Annotated in this window: 24 protein-coding genes, 1 tRNA gene and 1 riboswitch; of the genes, 17 read left to right on the top strand and 8 right to left on the bottom strand. The window is 43.3% G+C overall.

The features are described from left to right. A complete protein-coding gene (locus AC1DXF_RS03135; RefSeq protein ID WP_477446022.1) occupies positions 1-3342 on the bottom strand; it encodes a DUF4175 family protein in 3342 nt (1113 codons plus the stop codon). A gap of 255 nt (positions 3343-3597) precedes the next feature. Between AC1DXF_RS03135 and AC1DXF_RS03140 the strand changes: the two genes are divergently transcribed. From AC1DXF_RS03140 to AC1DXF_RS03165, 6 genes are all read left to right on the top strand, one after another. Beyond that, positions 3598-3671, top strand: a tRNA-Pro gene (locus tag AC1DXF_RS03140). A gap of 489 nt (positions 3672-4160) precedes the next feature. After that, positions 4161-4502 carry a hypothetical protein gene (locus AC1DXF_RS03145; protein ID WP_477446024.1) on the top strand — a complete coding sequence of 114 codons (342 nt, stop codon included), beginning with the start codon at positions 4161-4163 and terminating at the stop codon, positions 4500-4502. A 188-nt stretch (positions 4503-4690) separates the two neighbouring features. Then, positions 4691-4960, top strand: a complete 270-nt coding sequence (locus tag AC1DXF_RS03150) for a hypothetical protein (protein WP_477446026.1) — start codon at positions 4691-4693, stop codon at positions 4958-4960. Positions 4961-5049: 89 nt separating this feature from the next. Next, positions 5050-5544, top strand: coding sequence for a hypothetical protein (locus AC1DXF_RS03155; RefSeq protein WP_477446028.1), 495 nt, complete (start codon positions 5050-5052; stop codon positions 5542-5544). 109 nt (positions 5545-5653) lie between these two features. Beyond that, positions 5654-6778, top strand: coding sequence for an AbiH family protein (locus tag AC1DXF_RS03160; RefSeq protein ID WP_477446030.1), 1125 nt, complete (start codon positions 5654-5656; stop codon positions 6776-6778). Between the two features lie 29 nt (positions 6779-6807). After that, the gene (locus AC1DXF_RS03165) at positions 6808-7416 is read left to right on the top strand and encodes a hypothetical protein (protein ID WP_477446032.1); all 609 of its coding nucleotides are present in this window, start codon (positions 6808-6810) and stop codon (positions 7414-7416) included. Between the two features lie 283 nt (positions 7417-7699). Here AC1DXF_RS03165 and AC1DXF_RS03170 read toward each other — a convergent pair whose 3' ends face one another. Beyond that, positions 7700-9079 carry a voltage-gated chloride channel family protein gene (locus AC1DXF_RS03170; protein WP_477446034.1) on the bottom strand — a complete coding sequence of 460 codons (1380 nt, stop codon included), beginning with the start codon at positions 9077-9079 and terminating at the stop codon, positions 7700-7702. Between the two features lie 211 nt (positions 9080-9290). After that, a riboswitch (Fluoride riboswitch) is annotated at positions 9291-9355 on the bottom strand. Between the two features lie 37 nt (positions 9356-9392). Then, positions 9393-9824: a DUF1801 domain-containing protein gene (locus tag AC1DXF_RS03175; protein ID WP_477446036.1), complete on the bottom strand. Its 432-nt coding sequence runs from the start codon at positions 9822-9824 to the stop codon at positions 9393-9395. A gap of 349 nt (positions 9825-10173) precedes the next feature. Here AC1DXF_RS03175 and AC1DXF_RS03180 point away from each other — a divergent pair, with 349 nt between their 5' ends. Then, positions 10174-10653 (top strand): hypothetical protein, encoded by a 480-nt coding sequence (locus tag AC1DXF_RS03180; RefSeq protein WP_477446038.1) that lies wholly within the window; start codon positions 10174-10176, stop codon positions 10651-10653. Here the strand turns inward: AC1DXF_RS03180 and AC1DXF_RS03185 are convergent. Genes AC1DXF_RS03185 through AC1DXF_RS03205 form a run of 5 tightly spaced genes read right to left on the bottom strand, consistent with a single transcriptional unit; the run spans position 10642 to position 14164 of the window. Beyond that, complete coding sequence (locus AC1DXF_RS03185) at positions 10642-11343, bottom strand: 4'-phosphopantetheinyl transferase family protein (protein ID WP_477446040.1); 702 nt, start codon at positions 11341-11343, stop codon at positions 10642-10644. The two genes, AC1DXF_RS03180 and AC1DXF_RS03185, sit on opposite strands and share 12 nt — an antisense overlap. Further along, on the bottom strand, positions 11340-11597 hold the full coding sequence (locus AC1DXF_RS03190; RefSeq protein WP_477446042.1) for an acyl carrier protein: 258 nt from the start codon (positions 11595-11597) through the stop codon (positions 11340-11342). The genes AC1DXF_RS03185 and AC1DXF_RS03190 overlap by 4 nt, the downstream gene beginning before the upstream one ends. Then, positions 11572-12873 carry a beta-ketoacyl-[acyl-carrier-protein] synthase family protein gene (locus tag AC1DXF_RS03195; RefSeq protein ID WP_477446044.1) on the bottom strand — a complete coding sequence of 434 codons (1302 nt, stop codon included), beginning with the start codon at positions 12871-12873 and terminating at the stop codon, positions 11572-11574. Before AC1DXF_RS03195 ends, AC1DXF_RS03190 begins: the two co-directional genes overlap by 26 nt. After that, positions 12870-13328: a 3-hydroxyacyl-ACP dehydratase FabZ family protein gene (locus AC1DXF_RS03200; protein WP_477446046.1), complete on the bottom strand. Its 459-nt coding sequence runs from the start codon at positions 13326-13328 to the stop codon at positions 12870-12872. The genes AC1DXF_RS03195 and AC1DXF_RS03200 overlap by 4 nt, the downstream gene beginning before the upstream one ends. Before the next feature lie 20 nt (positions 13329-13348). After that, positions 13349-14164 (bottom strand): SDR family oxidoreductase, encoded by an 816-nt coding sequence (locus AC1DXF_RS03205; RefSeq protein WP_477446048.1) that lies wholly within the window; start codon positions 14162-14164, stop codon positions 13349-13351. A gap of 313 nt (positions 14165-14477) precedes the next feature. Between AC1DXF_RS03205 and AC1DXF_RS03210 the strand changes: the two genes are divergently transcribed. Genes AC1DXF_RS03210 through AC1DXF_RS03255 form a run of 10 tightly spaced genes read left to right on the top strand, consistent with a single transcriptional unit; the run spans position 14478 to position 23040 of the window. Beyond that, on the top strand, positions 14478-14990 hold the full coding sequence (locus AC1DXF_RS03210) for a hypothetical protein (RefSeq protein WP_477446050.1): 513 nt from the start codon (positions 14478-14480) through the stop codon (positions 14988-14990). Then, positions 14990-15892, top strand: coding sequence for a hypothetical protein (locus AC1DXF_RS03215; RefSeq protein ID WP_477446052.1), 903 nt, complete (start codon positions 14990-14992; stop codon positions 15890-15892). The genes AC1DXF_RS03210 and AC1DXF_RS03215 overlap by 1 nt, the downstream gene beginning before the upstream one ends. 8 nt (positions 15893-15900) lie before the next feature. After that, a complete protein-coding gene (darB, locus tag AC1DXF_RS03220; protein WP_477446054.1) occupies positions 15901-17049 on the top strand; it encodes a dialkylresorcinol biosynthesis protein DarB in 1149 nt (382 codons plus the stop codon). A 17-nt stretch (positions 17050-17066) separates the two neighbouring features. Next, complete coding sequence (gene DarG / locus AC1DXF_RS03225) at positions 17067-17474, top strand: flexirubin biosynthesis protein DarG (RefSeq protein ID WP_477446056.1); 408 nt, start codon at positions 17067-17069, stop codon at positions 17472-17474. Then, positions 17464-18474: a BtrH-related acyltransferase DarH gene (gene darH, locus AC1DXF_RS03230; RefSeq protein ID WP_477446058.1), complete on the top strand. Its 1011-nt coding sequence runs from the start codon at positions 17464-17466 to the stop codon at positions 18472-18474. Before DarG ends, darH begins: the two co-directional genes overlap by 11 nt. Beyond that, positions 18468-19223, top strand: coding sequence for an ABC transporter ATP-binding protein (locus tag AC1DXF_RS03235; protein WP_477446060.1), 756 nt, complete (start codon positions 18468-18470; stop codon positions 19221-19223). Before darH ends, AC1DXF_RS03235 begins: the two co-directional genes overlap by 7 nt. Further along, entirely contained in the window at positions 19223-20506 is a 1284-nt protein-coding gene (locus AC1DXF_RS03240) for an ABC transporter permease (protein ID WP_477446062.1), read from the top strand. The genes AC1DXF_RS03235 and AC1DXF_RS03240 overlap by 1 nt, the downstream gene beginning before the upstream one ends. A gap of 7 nt (positions 20507-20513) precedes the next feature. Next, a complete protein-coding gene (locus tag AC1DXF_RS03245) occupies positions 20514-20777 on the top strand; it encodes a phosphopantetheine-binding protein (protein ID WP_477446064.1) in 264 nt (87 codons plus the stop codon). A gap of 14 nt (positions 20778-20791) precedes the next feature. Further along, entirely contained in the window at positions 20792-21982 is a 1191-nt protein-coding gene (locus tag AC1DXF_RS03250) for a beta-ketoacyl-[acyl-carrier-protein] synthase family protein (RefSeq protein ID WP_477446066.1), read from the top strand. Further along, the gene (locus tag AC1DXF_RS03255; protein ID WP_477446068.1) at positions 21982-23040 is read left to right on the top strand and encodes a beta-ketoacyl-[acyl-carrier-protein] synthase family protein; all 1059 of its coding nucleotides are present in this window, start codon (positions 21982-21984) and stop codon (positions 23038-23040) included. The genes AC1DXF_RS03250 and AC1DXF_RS03255 overlap by 1 nt, the downstream gene beginning before the upstream one ends. Positions 23041-23321 lie beyond the last annotated feature (281 nt).

Consider the following 23321-nt stretch of genomic DNA (forward strand, 5'->3'; position numbering starts at 1 on the left):
TTATTTGGCATTAAGTTGATCAAAGTAAGATTTAATTTTTTGCTTGTAATACAAATTAAGTGCCGGAGATACTGTCTTTACCTGTTCTGTCTGCTTTGCCCGTTGTTGCTGGTAACCCTGCAACGCCTTTATGTATCCCGGAGGTATGTTTTTGCCGGCCTGGCTTTCTCTTTGCTGATCCTGCTCACGCTCCTGTTGCGCTTTTTCAGCTTCCAATAACCGGCTTTGTATTTGTTGTTGTCTCTTTAGCGCCTCGTCTGTAATCTTCTTGTTTACGAGATCTCGCTCAGTTTGTTCCATTTCTTGCGAAATTTTATCTAAATTACCTAATTTACCTGTACCATTGTTATTTTCTTCACGATTTATCTGCTCCAGCTGTTGTCTTATCTGTTGTTGCTGGCGGGCCATCCGGGCCAATTGTTCGCTCATATTGCCTTGTTTCGGCTTCCCTTGCCCTGTTTTACCATCCGGCTGATTTCCTTGCTGCTGCATTTGCTCGCGCGCTTTTTGCATATTTTTGTTAAGTTGCTGCTGCATTTTTGTTAGCTGCGATATTGACTGTGGCTTGCCTTTACCACTTTTGCTTTTATTCATCATTTTTTGCAGCTGGTCCAGCGCTTCGCTCAACATCAGGGCCAGGTTGTTCATGGATGTCATGGCATACTGCTGGTTGCGGTTGGCCTCGGCCGTGTGCCTGTCGCCCAGGTTATCCAGGGCCTGGTCTATATGGGTGTTTATACTGCTTATCTCCGAATTAACAGTTGATTGTATTTGTGGGATACGCCGGCTAAGCGCGTATAAACTATCTTCGGCTGTTTTAAGGTTATCCTTAATGTCCTTTTGGCTTTGCGACAGGGTGACATAAGCAGGATCTGTAGGGCTGGTGCTTTTCAGCGTCTGCATCAGTTTTTCCTGGTTGAAGGAACTGTTCACCAGGTTTTTCAACAACTCGCGTAATTGTTGGGCGTCAACCGAGTTTTCTTTGCTTTCGCCCTCCTGGTCTTGTTGTTGTAACTTACCGGCTAAGTCTTTCATTTCTTCGGCCGCCTGTTTTTGCATTTTGCTGGCGTTGTTTTTATCGTTTTTTTGTAAAGCGCCGGCGCTTTGCTCCATTTTTTGTTTTATGCTTTGTGTTTCCTTTTCGGGGTTTTGGAAATCGTTTTTGCGCTCGGCCTGTTCATTTATTTTCTGCAAATCGTCTAACCCTTTTTTTACATCATCAAATTCTTTTTTCAGGTTATCCTGTTCCTGCTGTAATTGTTTCTGATCTGCTCCTTTTTGCTGCGTTTGTTCAGCTAATTTTTGTTCTTTTTCGGCAAGTTTATTCAACTGATCAACCTGCTGGTTTAGTTTCTGATCAAATTCCAGCTTTTTATACAGCTCCAGCATCCGGTCGAGCTCCTTTTTTAGCGATTTATTATCCATCTGCATTTTGGATAGTTCATCGCGGGTGGCGTCTTTTTGCTGCTCGTTTAACAGTTGTTGCAGGTTTTGCAAAAGCTCCTTTGTTTTTTTATCAAGTACGTTGTTAAATAAATCTTCAATTTGTTTTTGTTTGGCCAGTATCTCTTCATTTTGCTGCTGGCTTTCCTGCCGATTGTACAGATTTTTTTTGTTATCGTCCTTTATTTCCTTCACCAGGTCTTCCAGGTCTTTGCGTTTTTGCAGTAAATCTTCTACCTGTTTCTTCTCATCAAACGAGAGGGTGTTTTTGTTCAGCAGCATCTGGTTAAGCTTCTGCGACTCCTTTTCAACCTGCCCCGCCAATTTAATGGCCGATTGCATTTTTTGCTTGATAGCCTGCGTGCCGGCATTCAATTGCTCGTTTACTTCGCTGGCATCGGGTACATGAAGGCTGCGTTCGGGGGTGCGGGCCTTTTTTGGGCCGTTTACGCCATCATTATCAGCTACTTCAAAAAAATACGTAACCTGGTCGCCCGGGTTAATGCCCAGATCTTTTAAATTCCAAAAATAAAAGAAATCTGCCTGCGCCTGTCCCATATCCGCCTCCACACGTTTTATAAACGTTTTTGGATTGCCCTTATTGCCGGATGGTTGTACATTATAATGGAAATTCAAAGCCGAAAAGCCATGGTCGTCCTGGATTTTTCCATTAAAGTACAACGATTTCATACTTACCGAGTCGGGTTTCTCTTCAACATTGATCACCGGAGGCTCATCCAAAATCACGTTGATATGATAGGTGGCTGGGTCGGTGTGGTTTACCTGGGTGTTTATTGGGGTAAGGCTGTAAACCGCGTTTTTGTAAACTTTTTCGCTATGCTCAAATAACCCGGCACCACCGGTTGCGGCCTGGCGTGGTTCATTATTCATAAAAAACCGCAGACCGGTTGCAAATTGGGTATGCAAAAGCCACCTGACGGCTGTTCCCGCGGGTATTACCAAATCGCCGGCATTTAAAAGCGTTTCATTTTTTTTATGCAGATAGGCGGGATAATTTAATTCCACATCAAAATGAAGCAAAGCAGGTTTCTGATTTACCCTGATCTCGTACAGGGCCGACGTAAAGCCATTACCAATCAGCCTGAATTTGGTGTTTTGCTGCAAATTTGTAAATTGGTAATGAAAGTGGTTAACGTTCTCTTTATCCAGCTTAAACGTGTTGTTGGCGGTTTCTACATATACATCAGCAGGCAATTTGTCTCCGTCAAGCTTCAGCTCCAGCTTCAGGTCGTCACCCTGAACTGCCGAAAGGGTTTTATTGAGCACATTGAATTTGAAGGGGGCAACAGGTATAAAATACTCATTATGCCTGATGAGCCTTTTTGTACTTTCGGTTAATACGGACGGGGCGGCCAACGCGATAACCACGATAACGGCAACCGGCACCAGGATATACCTCAGGTATTTCGCATTCTCGCGGATGTTGATAGCCGATGGAAAGCTCACCGGCTTTAATGATTCGATTTTTTGATCAATGCTGGCTTCAATAAGCGCGCGGTGACTTTCATCGGCGGCGGCCAGTTTTTTTAGCTGCAGGGTGTTCAGCAGCTTATCATTTACATCCTGAAAATGTTTGCCTATAATTTCGGCGGCTTCGTCATGCGTTAACGACCGGCCTAACTTAAGCCATGATAACAGCGGCGGCAATATCAGCCAGCACACCAGGCCTGCATTGAGCAGGATAAAAAAATAAAAAAGGATGGTACGGAAAAGAATATTAAAATTTCCGAAATATTCGCTCAGGGTAATTATTACGTAGGCGCTAAACAGGCCGGCGCCCAAAAATATCAAGCCGCGCAAAAAATTATTTAAATAATACTTCCTTATAAAGATATTTATCTTTTCAATAAGTAATTCATAATTTCCGGCAGCTGGCATAGTTTGGCGCTAAAGTATCAAATACATAATTAAACGGAAAATATTGGTGATATTATATTTATCAAGGGCGTTAAGATAAAAAATCAAAGCCGAATAAAAGGCAACGTTATCATATTTAACAATATAATGGCCGAAACCCTTTACCTGGGCTGCAGGACGGCTGGCAGCGTTTCTTTTGATGGAAAAAGGATTGTATTTAATTTACAGTTTTGAATTAAATCTGCAAATTATATATTTGCACTCCCTACATTATTTCGGGATGTAGCGTAGCCCGGTATCGCGCCAGCATGGGGTGCTGGAGGTCGGAAGTTCGAATCTTCTCATCCCGACTAATTAGCCTTGTTGAATTTTCAGCGAGACTTTTTTATGCCCGGTATCGCGTCCCGACACGGTCGGGAAGGTCGGAAGTTCGAATCTTCTCATCCCGACTAATTAGCCTTGTTGAATTTTCAGCGAGGCTTTTTTATGCCCGGTATCGCGTCCCGACACGGTCGGGAAGGTCGGAAGTTCGAATCTTCTCATCCCGACTAATTAGCCTTGTTGAATTTTCAGCAAGGCTTTTTTATGCCCGGTATCGCGTCCCGACACGGTCGGGAAGGTCGGAAGTTCGAATCTTCTCATCCCGACGAGAAATGAAGCAATAGAGAGCATATTTGAAAGGTGTTATTACCGATTGAATATGCTCTTTTTTCGTTTGTTAGCCCCGGTGTTTCCCTTCGTGTAGCCGATATTATTAATAAAACCGTATATTATAAAAGCTATTAGTGTTATGTTTGTTGTCACTGAATCTTAAACATCACAAACCAATACCGACCAACATGAATATTTTTAAATCGCCAATCGGGGCCATCTGTATTGCAATACTGGCTACTTCTTGTAACACCACCAGTGAAAGCAAAGTGCAGTTGGCATATAGTGGATCTGTTAACTTTAATAGTGACAGTACAATGGTAGTGGGCTTGTCTCCAAATGGATACATAAGTTATACCAGTAACGGTAACACACTATTGATAGCACGCGAAAATAATGGTAAGCTATCCTATAGTTTTAACGGAAGCGATAAGCAAAGCCAAATCGATGCCGACCGGCAGCCTTTACTAAAGGAAGCTATTGAGGGTGTAGTCAAGAGCGAACGCGCCAAAAGAGCCGAAAAGCGTTAGTTGTTCAAGCATATCTTACTTCCTGCCATAATTTTACCCAAATGGTAAAGGAGATCTTTGCCGGGGCTAAATATATCTTTCACTTATGCCGCACTTACACTTGGTCTGATCGACCTGGTGACGTTTGCTTCGCAGCTGGCTCGCGACATAAATAATTTATACCTTTAGAACTCAACATAAATTAAAATATGATTAACCATATCATCGAATTCGACTTGTGGGAAAATGATCAGCCTTTTGATATACAATTAGAGCCAGAGTGCCTGATATTCAAAGTTACGCCTAATAACGTATTAAGGTTTGTGGCTGTCTGCGACAACGACAATTTCCTATGGGTTGTAAGGGGCAATACCAAGGATGGCGGCATTCAATTATTTCCAGAAGGGATGGGTAATTACGAGATAAACATATATGAAAACGGCATCTTACTTGAAGATTGGTTTAAATACATGCGCTAAACGCTCAACAAAGATCCTCTCCTCTATTCGCGGGCGGCTCGTAGAGTTTGAAATGCAGGCTATAAGAAATATCTTTGATTAAAAACCATATGAAGCCTTATCACCTAATTGCCGTTCTTTTTTGTTTAACTACCTTAAAGACTATTGCTCAACAACCTACATTTAATCAGTATAAGGTTCCATTATATACCGGTCACAAAGCAAGCCTCAGAATAAAAGGTAACGACTTAGCGGAGAGATACAGGACAAGGATCAGAAACACATATAATAGCAAGGAGCCTAAAAACGAATTTGGAGAGGTTATGGGTCTAAACTTCGCCGGACACTATTGCTTTGTTTATTGGGGGTGTGGTTCGCCATGTAAGGCATCAGCTGTTGTAGATATAAAAACGGGCATTGTATATGACGGGATAACAGCCGCAATGGAATTTAGGTTTAAGTCAAATAGTCGCTTAATGCTTGTTGATCCTGACGTCAGAGAAACAGGCTTACCCTATAAACCAGAATATTGGGAATGGAAAGATAGCAGCAAACGGTTTGTCAAGATCTCAGTGCACGACGACCATCACCATAAAGACAAGTAAACGATATTACATTAACTAATGAACTCATACCGCTGCTTTGCAGCTATCCCTTCACAGACGCTAGCTCAAACTCGCAGGACGGCTCGCAGATATTTTAATTATATTCGATATGAATAGACTCATTCTTGTTGGTAATGGTTTCGATTTAGCACATGGGCTGAAGACAAGCTACAATAACTTTATGCTTTGGTACATCAACAGATCTTTTTGTAAAGCATTCAGCGATTATGAGTATGAAGACGATTTGATTACTGTAAAAAGAGTTAAACATGCGCCTACTAACTTCAATACAGTTTCATCAATTAAAGAGTCCATTGAAGATTGTTATCACGAGGGCCAATTTAAAGCTCTAGTAACAAATACCTGGTTCCTTCCGCCAGAGGATTCTTACAATATGCCCAATCCTATAAATTTGACAGTACACTCGGATTTCTTCAGGGAACTTTTGGAAAATTGCTCTGATAACAACTGGGTTGACATTGAAGGGAGCTTTTATGATCGACTAAAGCTTGTTCTTAACCTTCAATTGAAATTAGAAAAAAAGAATAAGCGCCTCGCTGATTTGAACAAATCCTTAAGTGCAATAATCAATCTTTTAGAAACGTATTTAGGTACATTGCCACCCAGCAATTACATCGAGGGCTATATGAAGATATTTACGTCCCCGATATTTAAAGGGGATGTGCATAATTCTACCTTAATGTTTGACTCTGAACCTGAGAGTACATATATGCTGAATTTTAATTACACCGCTACTTTGAGTGAATATATCCGTAATTATAGCTTCCATTCCCAAAAACAAACTCCAGAAGTAAATTATATACATGGGAAGTTAAATGACGAGGGAAATAAAATAGTCTTTGGTTTTGGTGATGAACTTGACGAAGATTATTTGAAAATGGAAAAGGAAAAAGCAAAAGGCTACTTCGATCATATAAAATCTTTTTGGTATTTCAGAACGTCAAACTATCACAATTTGATTAGATTTATCGACAGCGATGAATATCAAGTGTATGTTCTTGGTCATAGTTGTGGGTTATCAGATAGAACCATGTTGAACATGGTGTTTGAGCATCCAAATTGCAAATCAATAAAGATTTATTATCATGGTACACTTGAACGAAATAATTACGTCTCTTTGACGCATGAGATTGCCCGCCACTTTAAAGACAAGGTGGAAATGCGTAAAAAGATTGTTTCTTTAGATCAATCCTATTCAATGCCGCAAGCATAACTTTAATTTAAAAATCAACCCTAAATTCTATGCAAGAGATTAATTGGATACAAATCGGAATAGCGTTTGCAGGCGGCAGCGTCAGCAGCACCATTTTAAAGCAAATTCTCGACAATAGAAAGAATAGAATACAACCAATCACCTATAATATTGAATTACGATCTGTTTATGATCAAATGGCTGACAGTTCGCTGAGCGAATCTTACATTACGTTAACAAACGAGAAGATAGAGTATAAGTTTCCCCGACTTTGGACCGGATCAATAGAGTTGTTTAACTTCAGTCAAACCGATTTCAAGGAATTTGAATTTGGTATTACGGGACGTAATCTAAGATTCTTGCAAATCACTCCATATAGTTTAGATCGGCATCATAATGCCACCGTTCAGTCCGCGCCAACCCTTCAAAGTCCCGCCGAAGCCTTTGACGCAATTCTAAAACCGTTTAATAGAAAAGAGAGTTACAGGTTCGATTTCCTTTTAACGAGTGATTCTATGTTTATCAAAGAGGACAGTCTTAAAGTTAGTTCACCGCACCCTGTTAGCTGGATAAAACCAGGGGAATTCAAAAGCCGATTTTCGAAGCTTGCCTCTGCCTTGACAGAAGTTATGTTATCGCGTTACGGATTAGGAAAATAACTATTCTATAGTTGTGAATTCCATCACAAAGTTAGCTGATACATCCGCACATAGTTCAACTTCACTTCAAGGTAGTATTTCGTAATTGGGTATCCCTCGTACCTCGTGACCCTCCACAATTACTCAATCTCCACCTTGCCTTATTGCTTCTAATCATCACATAGTCGTTCGGGAATTCACCCGACATAAAACTTACTGCTATGGGAGACAATTAAACGGCTACCTAAGGAATTTGAACGATTTACTTATTGCTACAATCCTAAACCACTAACAACCGCCAGCGCTATTTCCCCCTTAACCTATACTTTGCCAGCTTTTGCCGCATGTATCCCCGCCTGCGTTTATCGGCTTCGGCCAGCGTTGCTGCATCGGCGTAGCGGCCCGATGTTTTTGCAATGCCAATGCGTTGCGAGCCGTAAATGCCTGTATGCCCGCTAAAAAAATAGGCCGTAAAACAGGCCACCGCGAAAAACAATGCATACTGGCTGCCAAAAAGTTCAATCCCCATAAAAGTACAGGCCAGGGGGGTATTGGTTGCTCCGGCAAATACCGCTATAAAACCAAGCGCTGCAAAAAGGCCGGCCGGGGCATCCATCAAAACAGATAGGGTATTGCCCAGGGTTGCCCCGATGTAGAACAATGGCGTTACCTCGCCGCCTTTAAAACCGCTTGCAAGGGTAACGGTTGTATAAATGGTTTTCCACAGCCAGCTCCAGGTATCGGCCCCGCCTGCGTTAAATGCCGATGGTATGGTGATTGCCCCGGCATGTTCGGGGTCGATCCCGAGGCCCAGGTAATCTGGTTTGCCCAACAGGGCAGTAAGGCCAATAATGATCAATCCGCCAAGTACGGGGACAAGCCATGGTTTTGGAACGATTGTTCCAAAAAGCGATTTCAGCCCATGCACCAGGTAAGCAAACAGGTAACTGGCCAGGCCGAAGGCAACCGAAGCTACGATGATTTTGCCCAGTAATAAAAAGTCGAAGGCGGTATAGGTTGCGTACCAGCGCGGTACATTTGCAAAAACATCAATATGGTAAGCGGTATGGTGAATGCCCCAGGCGGCAACCGTAACATCGCCAATAATGCTGGCCATTAAGCAGGGCAGCAAGGCGTTGTATTGTATGCGGCCAATGGTTAAAACTTCCATAGCAAATATTGCCCCGGTAACAGGTGTGCCAAATACAGCCCCGAAGCCCGCGGCTATACCGGCAATAAGTATGGTGCGGGTATCGGCAGGGCTTAGTTTAAACCATTTAGCAAAGGCCTGCGCTATGCTGCCGCCAATTTGTACCGCTGTGCCCTCGCGCCCGGCCGATCCGCCAAACAGGTGGGTGATAACCGTGGTAAGCAGTACCACGGGCGCCATCCGTTTGGGCACACCGCAGTCGGGCTGATGGATCTCGTCGATAATGAGGTTGTTTCCTTTTTCCGATGATTTGCCGGCAAGTTTATATATGAAATGGATGGCAACCCCGGCAACAGGCAATAAATATAATAGGTAAGTATGGGCAAACCGGAAGTGCGTTGCCCAGCTGAGCAGCCATAAAAACAAGGCCACCATGCTACCGATAACAATGGCAATGGGGATGATGATGAGTGTCCACCTCAGCAGGTTTTTCACTATCGAAAAATGTTCGGACGTAAAAATGTTATCGTTCATTTTATGGCGACGCTAATTTAGGTTTAAAATTGATGGATTGGAGTTGCTGCAACAAAACAAACGGCATAAAACATTGATGCTGATTGCTGGAGATACGGATATGGCGGAAAGGAAGTATACAGCGTGCTGACAGGCCGTATGTTTTTGAAATGGATTAATCTGGAAAATTTTCACCTGCAAAAATTAGCGCGGAATATCGTTCCACGGGTTAATTAACGCAGGCGCCATCAGCTTTTTAGGGCGGTTGAGTAGGAAGACACCATTTCCTTTGCAACAAATGTAATAAAAAGAGGGGAGTGTCTCTGATTGAAATTTAATTTTCGGCGGGAATCTCGCCCCCGTATCGTATTGCCGCTTCAAGTATATCAATGTTTATATCTTTCAGCGTTTTGAACCTGATGCAGTAGCCTGTCACGCTTGCCTTGCCCAGTTTTTCTCCATACGTTTGGGCTAAGTACGCCTTATCCTTGATCCCGAGGATATAGACAGAGATTCCGGTTTTGTTTGCGCTCAAACCAATTCTAAAAAAATCCCTGGTCTTTCCATCAGCATATTTTATGGTTTGAAACCCATAGCCTATAGTAGGGTTACTAACCGTTTTATTTTCGCTGTTTTTACCATCGTCGAACCATAATTTACATCCTGGTAAAACCTGGAGTATGCGCTGGTGCAGCTCTTGTATCTCGCTACGCTTTGGTTCAGGCTGGCTGGTAATATGCTCTTTGATTTGTTCTTGTACGTTCATATAAATATAAAATTACGGGTTGCTTACGCTGCTTTCTCAAATCTCGCTATATTTTTAGTTATACGCTAATTTCAAACCGGCACACGCAGGGCAAACGCATCAAAATAGTTAACGGCGAAAAGCTGGCCAACACGATGCACAAATATTTGGAGGCGCTTGAATTGCGAGATCGTTTTAGTGTTAACCATGATAAAATATAAAATATTGATTATCAAATACTTGTAAATATGTTATTTGAAATGTGTTAAGTTATGTTAACCCAATTAGATGCGTATTTCCGGGCAAAAACGTTTTTTTGCTGATTTAGCGCGGCGTTTTTGACCTGAATAATCTTAAATTCACACCTATTATGCAAACCGAACCTCAACTGCGCAAAAAAGTAAAAACCTGGATCATTGTATTTATTATTGGGCTGGTATTAAGCGGGATAACCGCCTTCCCGATAGAAACGGAACTGGCTTTCCTGGCCGGCGTAAATATATTCCCGGCTTTTATGCACAATTGGATAACACAGGTTTACCTGGCCGTAAAAACAACCAACCAAAACTACCCTTACTTAAGCTACGGAACAGATTGGCTGGCATTTGGGCACCTGGTTATAGCCACTGCTTTTATTGGCCCGCTACGCAACCCTGTAAAAAATATCTGGATAATTCAGTTTGGAATGATTGCCTGTATTATGGTTTTTCCACTGGCCTTTATTGCAGGCCCCATACGTGGTATCCCCGTTTATTGGCGCTGCATTGATTGTTGTTTTGGCATTTTCGGATTTATCCCGCTATACATCTGCTACCGCGATATCAAAAAAATAGAGGCATTAGCTAATTGAGTGCCGGTCAGCATCCGGTGCGTTGGCTAAATGGAATGCATAGGCCACGTAATGCCCATGGTGCGCCAGCGAAATTGGATGATTTGTTTCGGCCGCTCCGTTATATAAAACCGGGCAGCCTGAATCGTTTTTAATGATATTGGGTGTAGCTGCCGGGGTAACATGCTTAAGTCTTTTCAATATAAATTCCCTTACCTGCACGGATTGAAAATCGGTACCGGTATGGTCAATCCGCTTAATTCCCCAATAGATATTTTCAAAGCTGTTTATGTTGTTAACAAATGAGGCGATATAGGCATTATTAATTACCGAACAGAAATATAGTTCCTGCTGTTCAAACACAATAGCGCCGCTGTAATAAATTTGTTTGTCAAAGCCTTTTACTTCGATAGGTTCTTCCGGGAGCCGGGCAGATGTGCTGCCCGATGGGCTATTGATGTACTGAACTGAAATTTTTGAGGGAGAAAAAACAAGGCCGGGATTATGCCTTTGTTCAAATTTGTAAACGGACTCTTTAACCGACCATAACAGCCATACAAAATGCTCAAACGGCATACAGGCTAATTGGGGGCGGCTGTATAACCGGGTTTCGGGGCCGGTAATGAATTTTGTGTAAAACCTGGGGTTGTTTGTTCGCGCTGTGTCGATGGCCTGGAGGTCTACAATATCATTACCGGCACTTATGATCATGTTTGCTGGTTGGTCTTTTCTTCAATTACATCAATACAACCGCCTACGTTTACCATTTTGTCGGCAGCATCGTAATCTATTTCGATATTGTATTTGGTTTCGGCATCAATAATGATATCAACAAGATTAGCCGAATTAATTTTCAGGTCTTTAATAAGGTCGGTGTTTTCATCAATGCCGGCCAGGGCTTCTTTATCAAGGGTGTATGGCGATAAAACCTTTTTAAGTTCAGTTAAAATTTCTTGTCGTGTCATTAGGGTTAAATTTAGAAAATATTAAGCAGGAATTGACATCGCCGAAGCCAAAATTAGCTTTTGCAACGATATTGATGTCTTTTTTGACTAACGAAACAGGCAAACGGTTTAAATTGATGTAGTTGCCTATTTCGGGATTCGGATCATCCAGGTTTATATTGGGATGAACAAATCCGTGTACTATTTGCAATATTGATGCCACTGATTCGATAGATCCAGCCGCGCTTAAGCAATGGCCGATCATCGATTTAAGCGAATTCATCAGCGGGAAATCGTCTCCGCCCCGGCCAAGCGCCTTGCACCAGTTTTGAATTTCCTGCATATCGGCATTGGTGGCGGTGAGGTGGCCGCTAATGAGGTCGATATCATTAGGGCTGATGTTGGAATTGGATATGGAATCTTCAATACACCGGATAACGCCCTGTGGGTTGGCCGCCGTCATGGAGCCGCCCATCCGCTGGCCGCCGCTATTGGTTGATCCTCCTAAAACCTCGGCGTAAATTCTGGCGCCCCTGGCCAAGGCAAATTCCAGGTCTTCCAAAACAAGCGCGGCCGAACCAGAGCCGGGAACGAAACCGCCTGCGGTTATGCTCATCGGCCTTGATGCCTTTTCGGGCTGATCATTATATTTTCGGGATAATACGCGCATAGAATCAAACGAGCCGAATACATAGGTGTCAACATATTCGCTGCTGCCTGCCAGCATCCGCTTGGCATACCCATCTTTAATGGTTTCGTAACCCATTAAAATAGCCTGCGTGCCGGTAGCGCAAGCCGCCGAGTTGGTAATTACCTTATTGCCCAATCCTAAACGGCCCGATACATAGGAGGTAACGCCGCTGTTCATGGCCTGCTCCACCACGCGCGATCCTAATTTTTTAGCTTCTTTGTTATCAACACGGGTAATCACGTTTTTCATGGCCTCGGTATCAGATACGCTGTTGCCAAAAATACAGCCGGTTTCCCAGCGGGGTTCGTCGGTATCATATTTCAGGCCGGCATCGGCCCAGGCGTCAAGCGCCGCCATCAGGCCATAACCTATATTGGTGCCTTTAAGACCGTGAAAAACAACCTCGGATATGTAGTTTTTAGTTTTAAGATCTTCCAGCACAAAATCGGGCTTGCCCGCCACATGACAGCTAAATTTCAATTCCTCATACAAAGGCTGAAATTTGATGCCCGAAACGCCGTTTTGTATGGCATCCAGGAAAGTGCTGATCCCGATGCCGTTTGGCGATACAACGCCCATGCCGGTAACTACAACGCGCCTGCTCATTTGATATCAATATGTTTAATAATGCCGGCAAATGTGCCCCTGGCAACAATTTCTTTTTCGCTGTTCAGCATCTCCACAATGCATTTTAACTTGCCGAAACGAAAATATTGTTTTTTAGAAATAACCGTAACCTTTTGGCCGGGTAAAACCATTTTGTAAAAAGAAACATCGGTTGAGGTAAGCACCGGGTACAATGATGTGTCGCTGGTAAAATCATTGCCGGGTTCTTTCATAATTAAAAATATACCCAGTACAACCAAACCAATCTGGGCCATAATTTCGGTAATGATAACGCCAGGTGTTACCGGGTTTCCTTCAAAATGATCTTCATAAAAAAAAGCATCCTGCTTCAATGTAAAATCGCCGGTAACCCCGTTTTCGTTTAATGACGTAATGTTATCAATAAAGCGGAATGTTGATTTGTATGGTAAATGATTAAGTATATGGTTATTCATGCCTCTAAAAATCTATATAATTACAAACAATGTTCGCCACCGTCAACATGAATTAATGAACCATTTATCCAGAAGGCTTCGTCGGTACAAAGCATATATATTACGTTTGCCACATCTGTGGGTTTTGTTATGCGCCCCATAGGGTTGTTTGCGCCGGCCAGTTCAATTAATTTATCGCTGCCCGGTATTCTTTTTAATGATGCGGTTTCGGTAACTCCGGCTTGTATCAAATTGGTTTTTATCCCATAACGGCTAAACTCAACTGCCATGTATTTTGTAAGGCTCTCTAACGATGCCTTTGCAATAGATACCGCTGCGTAGCTTTCCCAGTATTTATGCGCACCACCGCTGGTAAGGCCTATAATACGGGCATCTGCGTTAAAAAGCCCGGCGTTTAACAATAGCCTTGTCCAATCAAGCAAACTATTGCTCATGGCATAGCTTGTGGCCTGTATATCATCAGTTGAAAGAACAGTAGCGGTATCAGTATTTTCTGCCCCGGTAGCCAATGGTTTTAAATTGCCCCGCGCTATTGAATGCAGTAATAACTTAACACAATGTTTATGTACAGCAACTTGGGTAAATTGTTTTAAAAATAAATCGCGGCCAGTTTGTTCAAGCGCGTTTATGTTAAACGGTAAAATGGTTACCCCGTTTTTTTCAGCAATCTGGTTAAGTTTTATTTTGAGCGGTTTTTCGGTAATAGCGGTTTCGCGGTATAAAACCGCCACGTTCATGCCGTGTGCTGCAAGCTTTTGCAAAGCCCCAAACCCAAAGCCGCCAGACCCCCCTAAAATTACAGCCCATAAACCCGAAAACTGTTTGGTTTTATCCATGTAGATTGCTGTTAATTAATTTCATTGTTTATGGTATGGAAGATAGTGTAAATTATTTCGCTACTAAATTTCCGAAAAAAATTCAAACCCCAAAGTAAGCGAAAGAAAACCGGATTTTAATGGTGCAACCGCTATTAATTGGGCGTTGTTAAACCATCACAGGCAAAAACCATCATAATATTGTGACACATGGGTTTAAGGTATAAAAAAAATTTAAAACTAAATGATAGAAAAAAGGTTGCGCTTAAGCTTTATTAGTAAAGCGCAAAGGTGTTTGTGGAGCACGTAATATTTATTACATTTGGTAAGGTTTATGAAGAATTATATTAAAAAGCGCATTGCTTTTGTTTGTTTTATACTGGTAATTTTAGCAGGCAGCAACACCGGGGCCAGCGCGCAAAAACTGGAGAAAGCAGCTTTCTACAAAGCAATGGCATCTGATAACATCGACGAAATAAACCAGGAACTGGCTACATTTACCGATGCAGGTACCGAAACAAAAAACGGCTATGAGGGCGCTTTATTAATGAAAAAAGCCAGCCTGGCCGGCAAGCCAAAAGATAAGCTAAGCTTTTTTAAAGCCGGCCGGATTAAACTGGAAACAGCTTTATTGGCCGAACCCGGCAATACCGATCTGCATTTTTTGCGCTTGGTTATCCAGGAAAAAGCTCCTAAAATTGTGCACTACCGTGCCGATATCGAAAAAGATAAAAGTATGATAGTTAAAAACTTTAACAGCCTGTCGCCTGTTGTACAGCGGGCTATAGTTGATTATACCAAAACATCTAAAGTTTTGCACCCGGAAGACCTTAAACCTGCTGAATAATGAGTAAAAAGATCTTGGCTATTTATTACACCCAATCGGGCCAGATGCGCGATGTGATCGACTCATTAACGCAACCTATTATTGATGCGGGGGCATCGGTTGAAAAGGTGGAGATTAAAATGGTAAACGGCTATGATTTCCCATGGACAGGCTCCCGTTTTTTTGCTGTTATGCCTGATTGTGTTTTAGGTGTACCTGCCGAAATTCAACCATTTGTATTAAAGGAAAGTAAATACGATATGATCATTGTTGGTTATCAGCCATGGTTTTTGTCACCCAGTATTCCCTCAAATTCACTGCTTAACCACCCCGACTTTATTAAGGTGGTACAAGATACGCCGGTTGTAACTATCAGCGCCGCCCGCAATATGTGGTTAAATGCTTTTGTGCGGGTGCGCAAATCTATACAGGATGCAGGAGGCAGATTAGTTGGAAATATTGCCCTGGTTGACAGGCACCTTAACCCGGTAAGCTTTGTTACTATTTTTTACTGGATGCTTACCGGTAAAAAAGAACGCTACCTGGATATATTCCCCAAGCCCGGCGTTGATGAGGAGGAGATAAAGGAAACCGCCAAATTTGGCAGGGTTATAGCAGCGCGGCTTAATATGGTTGACTATTGGGACAGCCTGCAGGACGAATTAATGCACAACGACGCCGTAAACATTAAATACCCGCTGATGTTTATTGAAGGGAAGGCAAGGATTATATTTTCGGTTTGGGCAAAAATTATTTCAAAACGGAAAAATAAGGCGGCATGGCTTGCTGCTTTTAAATATTATCTTTTTTTTGCCCTGTTTATTGTTGCCCCTATTGCATTAACGGTTGATATGATTTTAATACGGCCGTTTTTTGGTGATAGGATCCAGGAGAAAAAGAACTTTTACTTACAACTAAATTAAAAATATACATGTCTTTTAATCAGGTTTATATAAACGCCACATCTGCTTTTCTGCCCAACGAACCCGTTGCAAATGATGATATGGAGCAGTATCTGGGTTATATCGACAATAAACCCTCTAAATCAAAAAAAATAGTACTGCGCAATAATGCCATTACCACCCGGTATTACGCATTAGATAAAAGTAAAAAAGCCACCCATACTAATGCCGAAATGACGGCCCTGGCCATTAAGGAATTATTTAAAAATACATCGGCCAAAATACAGGAAACTGATGTACTATCATGCGGCACCTCATCGCCCGATCAAATGATGCCCAGCCACGGGGTAATGACGCATGGCTGGCTGCCCGAAGCGGGCCCGATTGAGGTGGTATCGCCATCGGGTGTTTGCTGCGCCGGGATGCACGCGCTCAAATATGCCTACATGGCCATTAAATCGGGCGAAGCCAGGCAAGCCGTGGCTGCCGGGTCCGAAAGGTTTTCGGGCTTGCTGGTATCTGATGTGTTTGAGGAAGAAGCACAAAAGCTAAAGGAGCTTACCGAAAACCCATATATCGCGTTTCATAAAGATTTTTTAAGGTGGATGCTGTCTGACGGGGCATCGGCATTTTTAATGACCGATAAACCAAACGAAACCGGTTTAAGCCTGCGGGTTGACTGGATTGAAGGTGTATCATACGCCAACCAGATGGATGCTTGCATGTACATGGGCGCCGAAAAGCAACCGGATGGCAGCCTGAAAGGTTTTATGGATTTTACGCCAGAAGAGATTAAAAATAAATCCATCTTCAGTGTAAAGCAGGATATTGGCTTGCTGAGCGATAACATTGTGCCTTTAGGCGGAGCCAAGATTAAAGAGATTTTTGAACGTAAAGGTTTAACTACAAATGATATCGATCATTTTTTACCCCATATCTCCAGCGATTTTTTCAGGCCGAAGATTTATGATATGGTGGAGTTATACGGTGGAGGTATCCCTTACGAAAAATGGTTTATGAACCTGTATACCGTAGGTAATGTGGGTGCGGCATCTGTTTACCTGATGATTAATGAGCTGTTTAATAGCGGCAAATTAAAGGTTGGCGAAAAGATTTTACTTTTGGTGCCCGAGAGCTCACGGTTCTCGTACATGTATGCCATGCTTACTGTTGTTTAAGAAAAGCGTTGCCAGAAATGAAAAAGGAAAACGTACCCCAGGATTTAAGCTCGCTTGGTAAAATTACCAAGGAAGTATGCTATGCTACAGATAGCAATGGTAAGTACGTAACACAGCTGAGTGATGGCTGGGATGTAAAAATAACCGCGCTGGATGTGGCCTGGCAGGAAATTGAGGGCCGTATTGCCAACGCAAAACAAAAAGTTTTAAATAACGAGGCCAGCCCGCTACTATTTTTTATGGAGCTGCGGTTAATGGACATAAGTATTTTGGCCGATTACACCGGCTTTTGGAAATGGCAGATAAAACGCCATCTGAAACCCGGTGTGTTTAATAAACTATCAGATAAAGAGTTAAAAAAATATGCCGAAGCCTTTAATGTAAAGGTTGAGGAGTTAAAAAGTATGGATGTGCATGAAGATTGACTTTGAACACGGACAAGCTGCACATTGCGAATCGGGGGTTACCAGTAATTTATTAAAAAAGATCTCGAACGGCAAAATAACCGAGCCGCTGGCTTTTGGCATCGGTGCCGGGCTGTTTTTTGTATACGTACCGATAATAAAAATAAATAATGGGCCGGCAATTGCTTTTCGCTCAATGCCTGGCTTTATATTTAGCCGTACCTGCAAATCACTGGGGATCCCGGTGATACAGAAAAAATTCAGATCTAAAGAAAAGGCCGAGGCTGCTTTGATGGAAAGCCTTAAAGCCGGACAGCCGGTTGGCGCGCAGGTAGGGGTTTATTATTTATCCTATTTCCCTAAGGAATACCGGTTTCATTTTAATGCCCATAACCTTATTGTTTTTGGCAAGGAAGGCGATAATTACCTGATTAGCGACCCTATTATGGAGCACGCCACCACACTAACCAGCTATGAGTTGGAGCGCGTGCGTTTTGCCAAAGGGGCTTTGGCACCTAAAGGGCAATTATACTATCCCGCCAATCAAACGGAAATTACCGACGACCAGATCAGAAGTGCTATTAAAAGCGGCATTAAAAAAAACGCTTTCAACATGATCTCTATCCCCGGCCCTTTCGCTGGCGTAAACGGGATAAGGTATACCGGCAATAAAATAAAAGGCTGGCGCGATAAGCTGGGCCTTAAAACCGCGGGCTTGTACCTGGCGCAATTAGTGCGGATGCAGGAAGAGATTGGTACAGGCGGCGGTGGTTTCAGGTACATTTATGCCGCGTTTTTACAGCAGGCTAATGATTACCTGCCCAACCCTACTTTGCTACAGGCATCAGAAATGTTTACGCAGGCGGGTGACATGTGGCGAACAGCCGCTGTACAAGCCGCAGGTATTTACAAAGGCCGCATAGGCAGCCAGGAAGATTTTAATGTAATGGGCAACTATTTGTTAGAAATTGCCGAAATAGAAAAGAAAGCTTTTACACTGCTGAAAAATATTAAATGGTAAGCAAAACATCCCTCGCCGTAAATATCGAAAACCTTTGTTTTCATTATCCGGGTAATTCGGGGGTGACTTACGATGGCCTGAATTTAAAGATTGCCGAAGGCGAGCGCTTCGGGTTGTTTGGCCCGAACGGCGCCGGTAAAACCACGCTCATGAATTTGATGACTGGCCTGCTGGTTGCCGATAGCGGCACGGTTGAATTGCTGGGGCATAAAATTGGCACCAAAAGCAAGGCTGTAAATAAGTTGTTTGGTTTTGTGCCGCAGGATTTCTCCTTTTACCAGGAACTTAGCCCGATAGAAAACCTGGAGTTTTTTGGGGCATGGTACGGCTTAAACCGTAAACAAATTGCACATCGGTCGGCCGAATTGCTGGAGATATTGGGCCTTACAGACGTGAGCCATAAAGCCGTTGAAAATTTTTCGGGCGGGATGAAACGAAGGGTTAATTTGGCCATAGGGGTTATTCATAATCCGAAGATCTTGTTTTTGGATGAGCCAACTGTTGGTGTGGATGTACAAACCCGCCACGCCATCATCAATTACTTAAAGCAACTGAATAAACAGGGCACCACTTTAATTTATACCTCGCACCAGTTAGCCGAAGCCGAGGGCCTGTGCGAGCAAATAGCCCTGGTTGATAAGGGCGAGATTGTTAGGGAAGGAAAACTGGATAGTTTGCTGGAAGAGTATGGCCACCAGGACCTGGAGGAACTGTTTTTAAACTTAACAGGAAAGGATTACCGGAACTAATGTTTAAGCTTTGGGCCTCCATAGTAAAAGATGTAAGGATATTGCTGCGCGACAAAGTGGGCATATCGCTGATGTTCATCATGCCCATTATTTTGGTTATTGTGGTTACGCTTATCCAGAACAGCACCTTTCAGCTGATGAACAAAAATAAGCTCACCGTAGTGGTTTGTAATCAAGATGCGGGCAAACTAAGCAAACAACTCACAACCACCATCAACAAAATTGGCATGTTTAAAGTGGTTCAGTCAGCATCAAATTTAAACGAACAGCAAATGGGCGATGCCATGCATAACGCCGACGCCATGCTGGCCATTACCATTCCTCCCGATTTTTCGGCAAAGATTGAAGCAAAAGCCAAATCATCGTCAAATAAAGCGCTAAAAAGCTTTGGCCTGCAGGCCGATTCTGCTAAAGAAGAAAAACTGGCCGCACCTACGCCATTGATCTTACATTACAATCCATCTATACCCGAGTCTATCCGTTTTTCGGTAAACGGCGCGTTAACCAGCTCCTTACAGATTGTAGAAAGCCGGGAAACGCTGCGTACACTCTACTTCGCCATAAACGAAAAGGAGATGCCCGAAAAGCTTGAACAGGAAATGCTGAACGGTAAGGCCGAAATAAAACAGGTGCCGGTATCAAAGGGCGGCAGCATAACGGCGCCAAATGCTACACAGCACAATGTACCCGCCTGGACTATATTTGCCATGTTTTTTATCATCATGTCGTTAAGCGGCAGCGTGGTGAGAGAAAAGGTGAGCGGCAGTTTTATAAGGTTAAAAACATTGCCCACTAATTTTGCTGTAGGCTTGTTATCCAAGCAGATCACTTATCTGTGTGTTACCCTGTTCCAGGCACTGGTAATTTTTTCGTTGGGATTATGGTTTTTTCCGTATATTAATTTGCCCGCGTTGAACTTACCGGCAGATATTTTCGGTTTGATTTTAGTAACGGTAGCCGTTGGTTATTGCGCTGTAAGCTACGCTATTTGTGTGGGCGTGTTTGCCCATACGCAGGAGCAGGCAAACGGCTTTGGAGCGGTATCCATAGTGATACTATCGGCCATCGGCGGCCTGATGGTGCCGTCATTTGCCATGCCGGGGGCATTAAAAACAATTAGTTCATTATCGCCATTACATTGGTGCATTGAAGCCTATTATGGCTTATTTTTAGAGGGCGCGGGATTAAAGGATGTTGTTATCAGCATTATTCCGTTGGTTGGAATTACATTTGTATTCCAGGCGCTAACGTTTATTGGTTTAAAAAGAAAGAATTTAATATAGAAACAAGATGGAAACTACAGAACTAAAGGACAAGTTAAAAGTTCAGATCATTCAGTTCCTGAATTTAACTGACCTAACCCCGGCAGACATTAAAGACGATGAGCCGTTGTTTGGCGATGGCCTGGGGCTCGATTCCATCGATTCACTGGAACTTATTGTACTCCTGAAACGCGAGTATGGCATCAATATACAAGACCCTAAAGAGGGCCGAAAGGTACTTGTTGACGTAAACACCATGGCTGCTTATATTGAGCAAAACGGGCAAAAATAAACACGGATAAAAAATTGGACAGGATTGTAGTAACCGGGATTGGTGTGATTAGTGCTATTGGCCACTCGGTAGCTGAAAATCACGCGGCGTTGGTACAGGGCAAAACCGGTATTATAAAAGGCGGCGGCAATTTCCCTTCACGGTATTCGGGACTTTTGCCTTTTGGCGAAGTACTGATAAATACCGATGAGTTGAAAACGAAACTTGGCGTAACAGCGCCGGGTGTTACCCGCACCAGCCTGCTTGCCTTGCATGCGTTTAACGAAGCTATTGCCGATGCCCGACTAACCCCAAACCAATTAACGGCTACCGATACTGCCCTTGTGGGCGCTACAACCGTAGGCGGCATGTGCCTTACCGACGAGTTATATGCCAACACCCATGGCGATACCGAACACATTGAATATGTAAAATCATACGATTATGCATCGGTAAACCTACATATCCAAACGCGTTATGGTATAACGGGCGTAGTTAACACCCTGAATACAGCATGTTCGTCATCAGCCAATGCCATTATGTATGGCTCCCGGCTTATCAAAAATGGATTGGCCAATCGTGTAATTGTAGGCGGGGCCGATAGCCTGGCCAAATTCACTGTTAATGGTTTTAACGCCCTGCGTATTCTTTCGGACGAAGCTTGTGCCCCCTTCGATCAAAATCGTAAAGGGCTTAATTTAGGCGAAGGCGCTGCCTTTTTAGTATTAGAGAAGGAGGCGGATGCGACAGGCAAAAACATTTACGCCGTGGTGAGCGGCTACGGAAATGCCAATGATGCTTATCATCCTTCATCATTGTCACCCGAAGGGGATGGGCCATACCTGGCTATGAAATATGCTCTGGGCAATGCGGGCTTAAACCCGGCTGCTATTGATTTCATTAACGCTCACGGCACCGGCACCGAAAATAACGACGAGGTAGAAAGCCGTGCCATGCTGCGCTTGTTTGATACCCTGCCCGATTTTGCATCAACCAAAGGCTTTACCGGGCACACCCTTGGTGCAGCCAGCGCCATTGAGGCGGTTTACAGCATCCTGAATATCGACAGGCAGGAGTTATACCCTAATTTGAATTTTAATGTGCCGATAACTGATATTGGCCTTGAACCGGTGTTGCTTAACAGGGCCGCCACTTTAACACATGTGATGAGTAACTCGTTTGGTTTTGGCGGGAATTGTACATCATTGATTTTTTCAAAAGCTTAATGATGAAGTTGTATATCTACAAAACCACCTGTATTTCTCCGCAGCAAACCTTTGGGGAAAACATCGATATTGAAACGCTTCACCCTTCGGTTGATAATAAGCTGTATGCTATTGAGCCTGCTTATCCGCAGTTTAAAGGCAATGCTTTGCGCCGGATGAGTAAAAGTACTCGCATCGGCTCGGGAGCCGCCCTGCCGCTGCTTGCTGACGCCGTACAGCCCAATGGCATAATCATAGGCACCCAGGTGAGCGGGATGGAGGAGAATGGTAAGTTCCTGAACCAGATTATTGAGTATAACGAGGATATGCTTACACCCGGAAGTTTTGTGCAGGGGACCCCCAATACCATATCATCGCAAATAGCCTTTATCAGTAATAACAAAAACTATAACCTTACCCACGTTCACCGTGGGCTGGCGTTTGAAAACGCGGTTATTGATGCAGCCATGCTGCTGAATGAAAACCCGGATAGTCGCTATTTATTGGGTGGTGTTGATGAAATTTCGTTCAACAACTACACCCTTGATACGCTTGCGGGCTGGTTTAAAAAAGAAGATTGCCAGAACAGCGACATGTACCGTTCTACAACCGATGGCAGCCTATCCGGCGAGGCCGCAGCTATGTTCGTGGTTGGTCGTGATAAGCAAAATGCTATGGCGCAACTGAAAGCCATAACTACCATACATAGTGCCGATGTTGAGGTGATTAAAACCCGCATTAAAAAGTTCCTTGAAGAAAATCTTCCCGAAGGCGAAAAGCCAGACCTGCTGTTAACCGGCGAAAATGGCGATAAACGCTCGCTCCCTTTTTATACCTCCTGCGATAGTTTGTTTGATAAGCATACCACCATAGCCCGTTTTAAACACATGTGTGGCGAGTATCCAACGGCATCTTCTTTTGCGCTTTGGCTGGCCTGCAATTTTGTTAGCGGGGCGTTGACCATGCCGGAGCATATGGTTAAGCAACAAGGAACCGCTACAGATTTCAAAAACATTTTGATTTATAACACGCACAAGGTGGGCCAACATGGGTGTATGCTGGTGAGTGTGCCCGGATAATATTCCATTTTTTTGTAGAGACGCATAATTGCGTCTCCCGGGTGACTCGTCCTAAAATAAGTTGACAGTTTAAATAAAGATAATAATTTGTTATTGTTTGTCGTGTTGGAATGTGGGAAACCTCCTTAGGTTTTCCATATTTCAACACGTTTTTCTTTTTTTGCTTCTTTTTTTCTTTTTAAAAACGATAACGTTTTTGTGGACAACTAATCAGCCATGACCTCTTTTGCCGATCTTGTCGGAAAATAAGTCTTCCAGTTTCGCACAAGTTTTATTATCAT

The sequence above is a fragment of the Mucilaginibacter sp. P2_A5 genome (assembly GCF_056404995.1).

Coding starts and splice junctions, on each gene's coding strand:
- DarG (WP_477446056.1), top strand. CDS start 17,067: ATGAAAAAGGAAAACGTACCCCAGGATTTAAGCTCGCTTGGTAAAATT.
- AC1DXF_RS03240 (WP_477446062.1), top strand. CDS start 19,223: ATGTTTAAGCTTTGGGCCTCCATAGTAAAAGATGTAAGGATATTGCTG.
- AC1DXF_RS03160 (WP_477446030.1), top strand. CDS start 5,654: ATGAATAGACTCATTCTTGTTGGTAATGGTTTCGATTTAGCACATGGG.
- AC1DXF_RS03175 (WP_477446036.1), bottom strand. CDS start 9,824: ATGAACGTACAAGAACAAATCAAAGAGCATATTACCAGCCAGCCTGAA.
- AC1DXF_RS03135 (WP_477446022.1), bottom strand. CDS start 3,342: ATGCCAGCTGCCGGAAATTATGAATTACTTATTGAAAAGATAAATATC.
- AC1DXF_RS03205 (WP_477446048.1), bottom strand. CDS start 14,164: ATGGATAAAACCAAACAGTTTTCGGGTTTATGGGCTGTAATTTTAGGG.
- AC1DXF_RS03245 (WP_477446064.1), top strand. CDS start 20,514: ATGGAAACTACAGAACTAAAGGACAAGTTAAAAGTTCAGATCATTCAG.
- AC1DXF_RS03150 (WP_477446026.1), top strand. CDS start 4,691: ATGATTAACCATATCATCGAATTCGACTTGTGGGAAAATGATCAGCCT.
- AC1DXF_RS03200 (WP_477446046.1), bottom strand. CDS start 13,328: ATGAATAACCATATACTTAATCATTTACCATACAAATCAACATTCCGC.
- AC1DXF_RS03195 (WP_477446044.1), bottom strand. CDS start 12,873: ATGAGCAGGCGCGTTGTAGTTACCGGCATGGGCGTTGTATCGCCAAAC.
- AC1DXF_RS03210 (WP_477446050.1), top strand. CDS start 14,478: ATGAAGAATTATATTAAAAAGCGCATTGCTTTTGTTTGTTTTATACTG.
- AC1DXF_RS03170 (WP_477446034.1), bottom strand. CDS start 9,079: ATGAACGATAACATTTTTACGTCCGAACATTTTTCGATAGTGAAAAAC.
- AC1DXF_RS03190 (WP_477446042.1), bottom strand. CDS start 11,597: ATGACACGACAAGAAATTTTAACTGAACTTAAAAAGGTTTTATCGCCA.
- AC1DXF_RS03185 (WP_477446040.1), bottom strand. CDS start 11,343: ATGATCATAAGTGCCGGTAATGATATTGTAGACCTCCAGGCCATCGAC.
- AC1DXF_RS03215 (WP_477446052.1), top strand. CDS start 14,990: ATGAGTAAAAAGATCTTGGCTATTTATTACACCCAATCGGGCCAGATG.
- AC1DXF_RS03145 (WP_477446024.1), top strand. CDS start 4,161: ATGAATATTTTTAAATCGCCAATCGGGGCCATCTGTATTGCAATACTG.
- darB (WP_477446054.1), top strand. CDS start 15,901: ATGTCTTTTAATCAGGTTTATATAAACGCCACATCTGCTTTTCTGCCC.
- AC1DXF_RS03255 (WP_477446068.1), top strand. CDS start 21,982: ATGATGAAGTTGTATATCTACAAAACCACCTGTATTTCTCCGCAGCAA.
- AC1DXF_RS03155 (WP_477446028.1), top strand. CDS start 5,050: ATGAAGCCTTATCACCTAATTGCCGTTCTTTTTTGTTTAACTACCTTA.
- AC1DXF_RS03165 (WP_477446032.1), top strand. CDS start 6,808: ATGCAAGAGATTAATTGGATACAAATCGGAATAGCGTTTGCAGGCGGC.
- AC1DXF_RS03235 (WP_477446060.1), top strand. CDS start 18,468: ATGGTAAGCAAAACATCCCTCGCCGTAAATATCGAAAACCTTTGTTTT.
- darH (WP_477446058.1), top strand. CDS start 17,464: ATGAAGATTGACTTTGAACACGGACAAGCTGCACATTGCGAATCGGGG.
- AC1DXF_RS03180 (WP_477446038.1), top strand. CDS start 10,174: ATGCAAACCGAACCTCAACTGCGCAAAAAAGTAAAAACCTGGATCATT.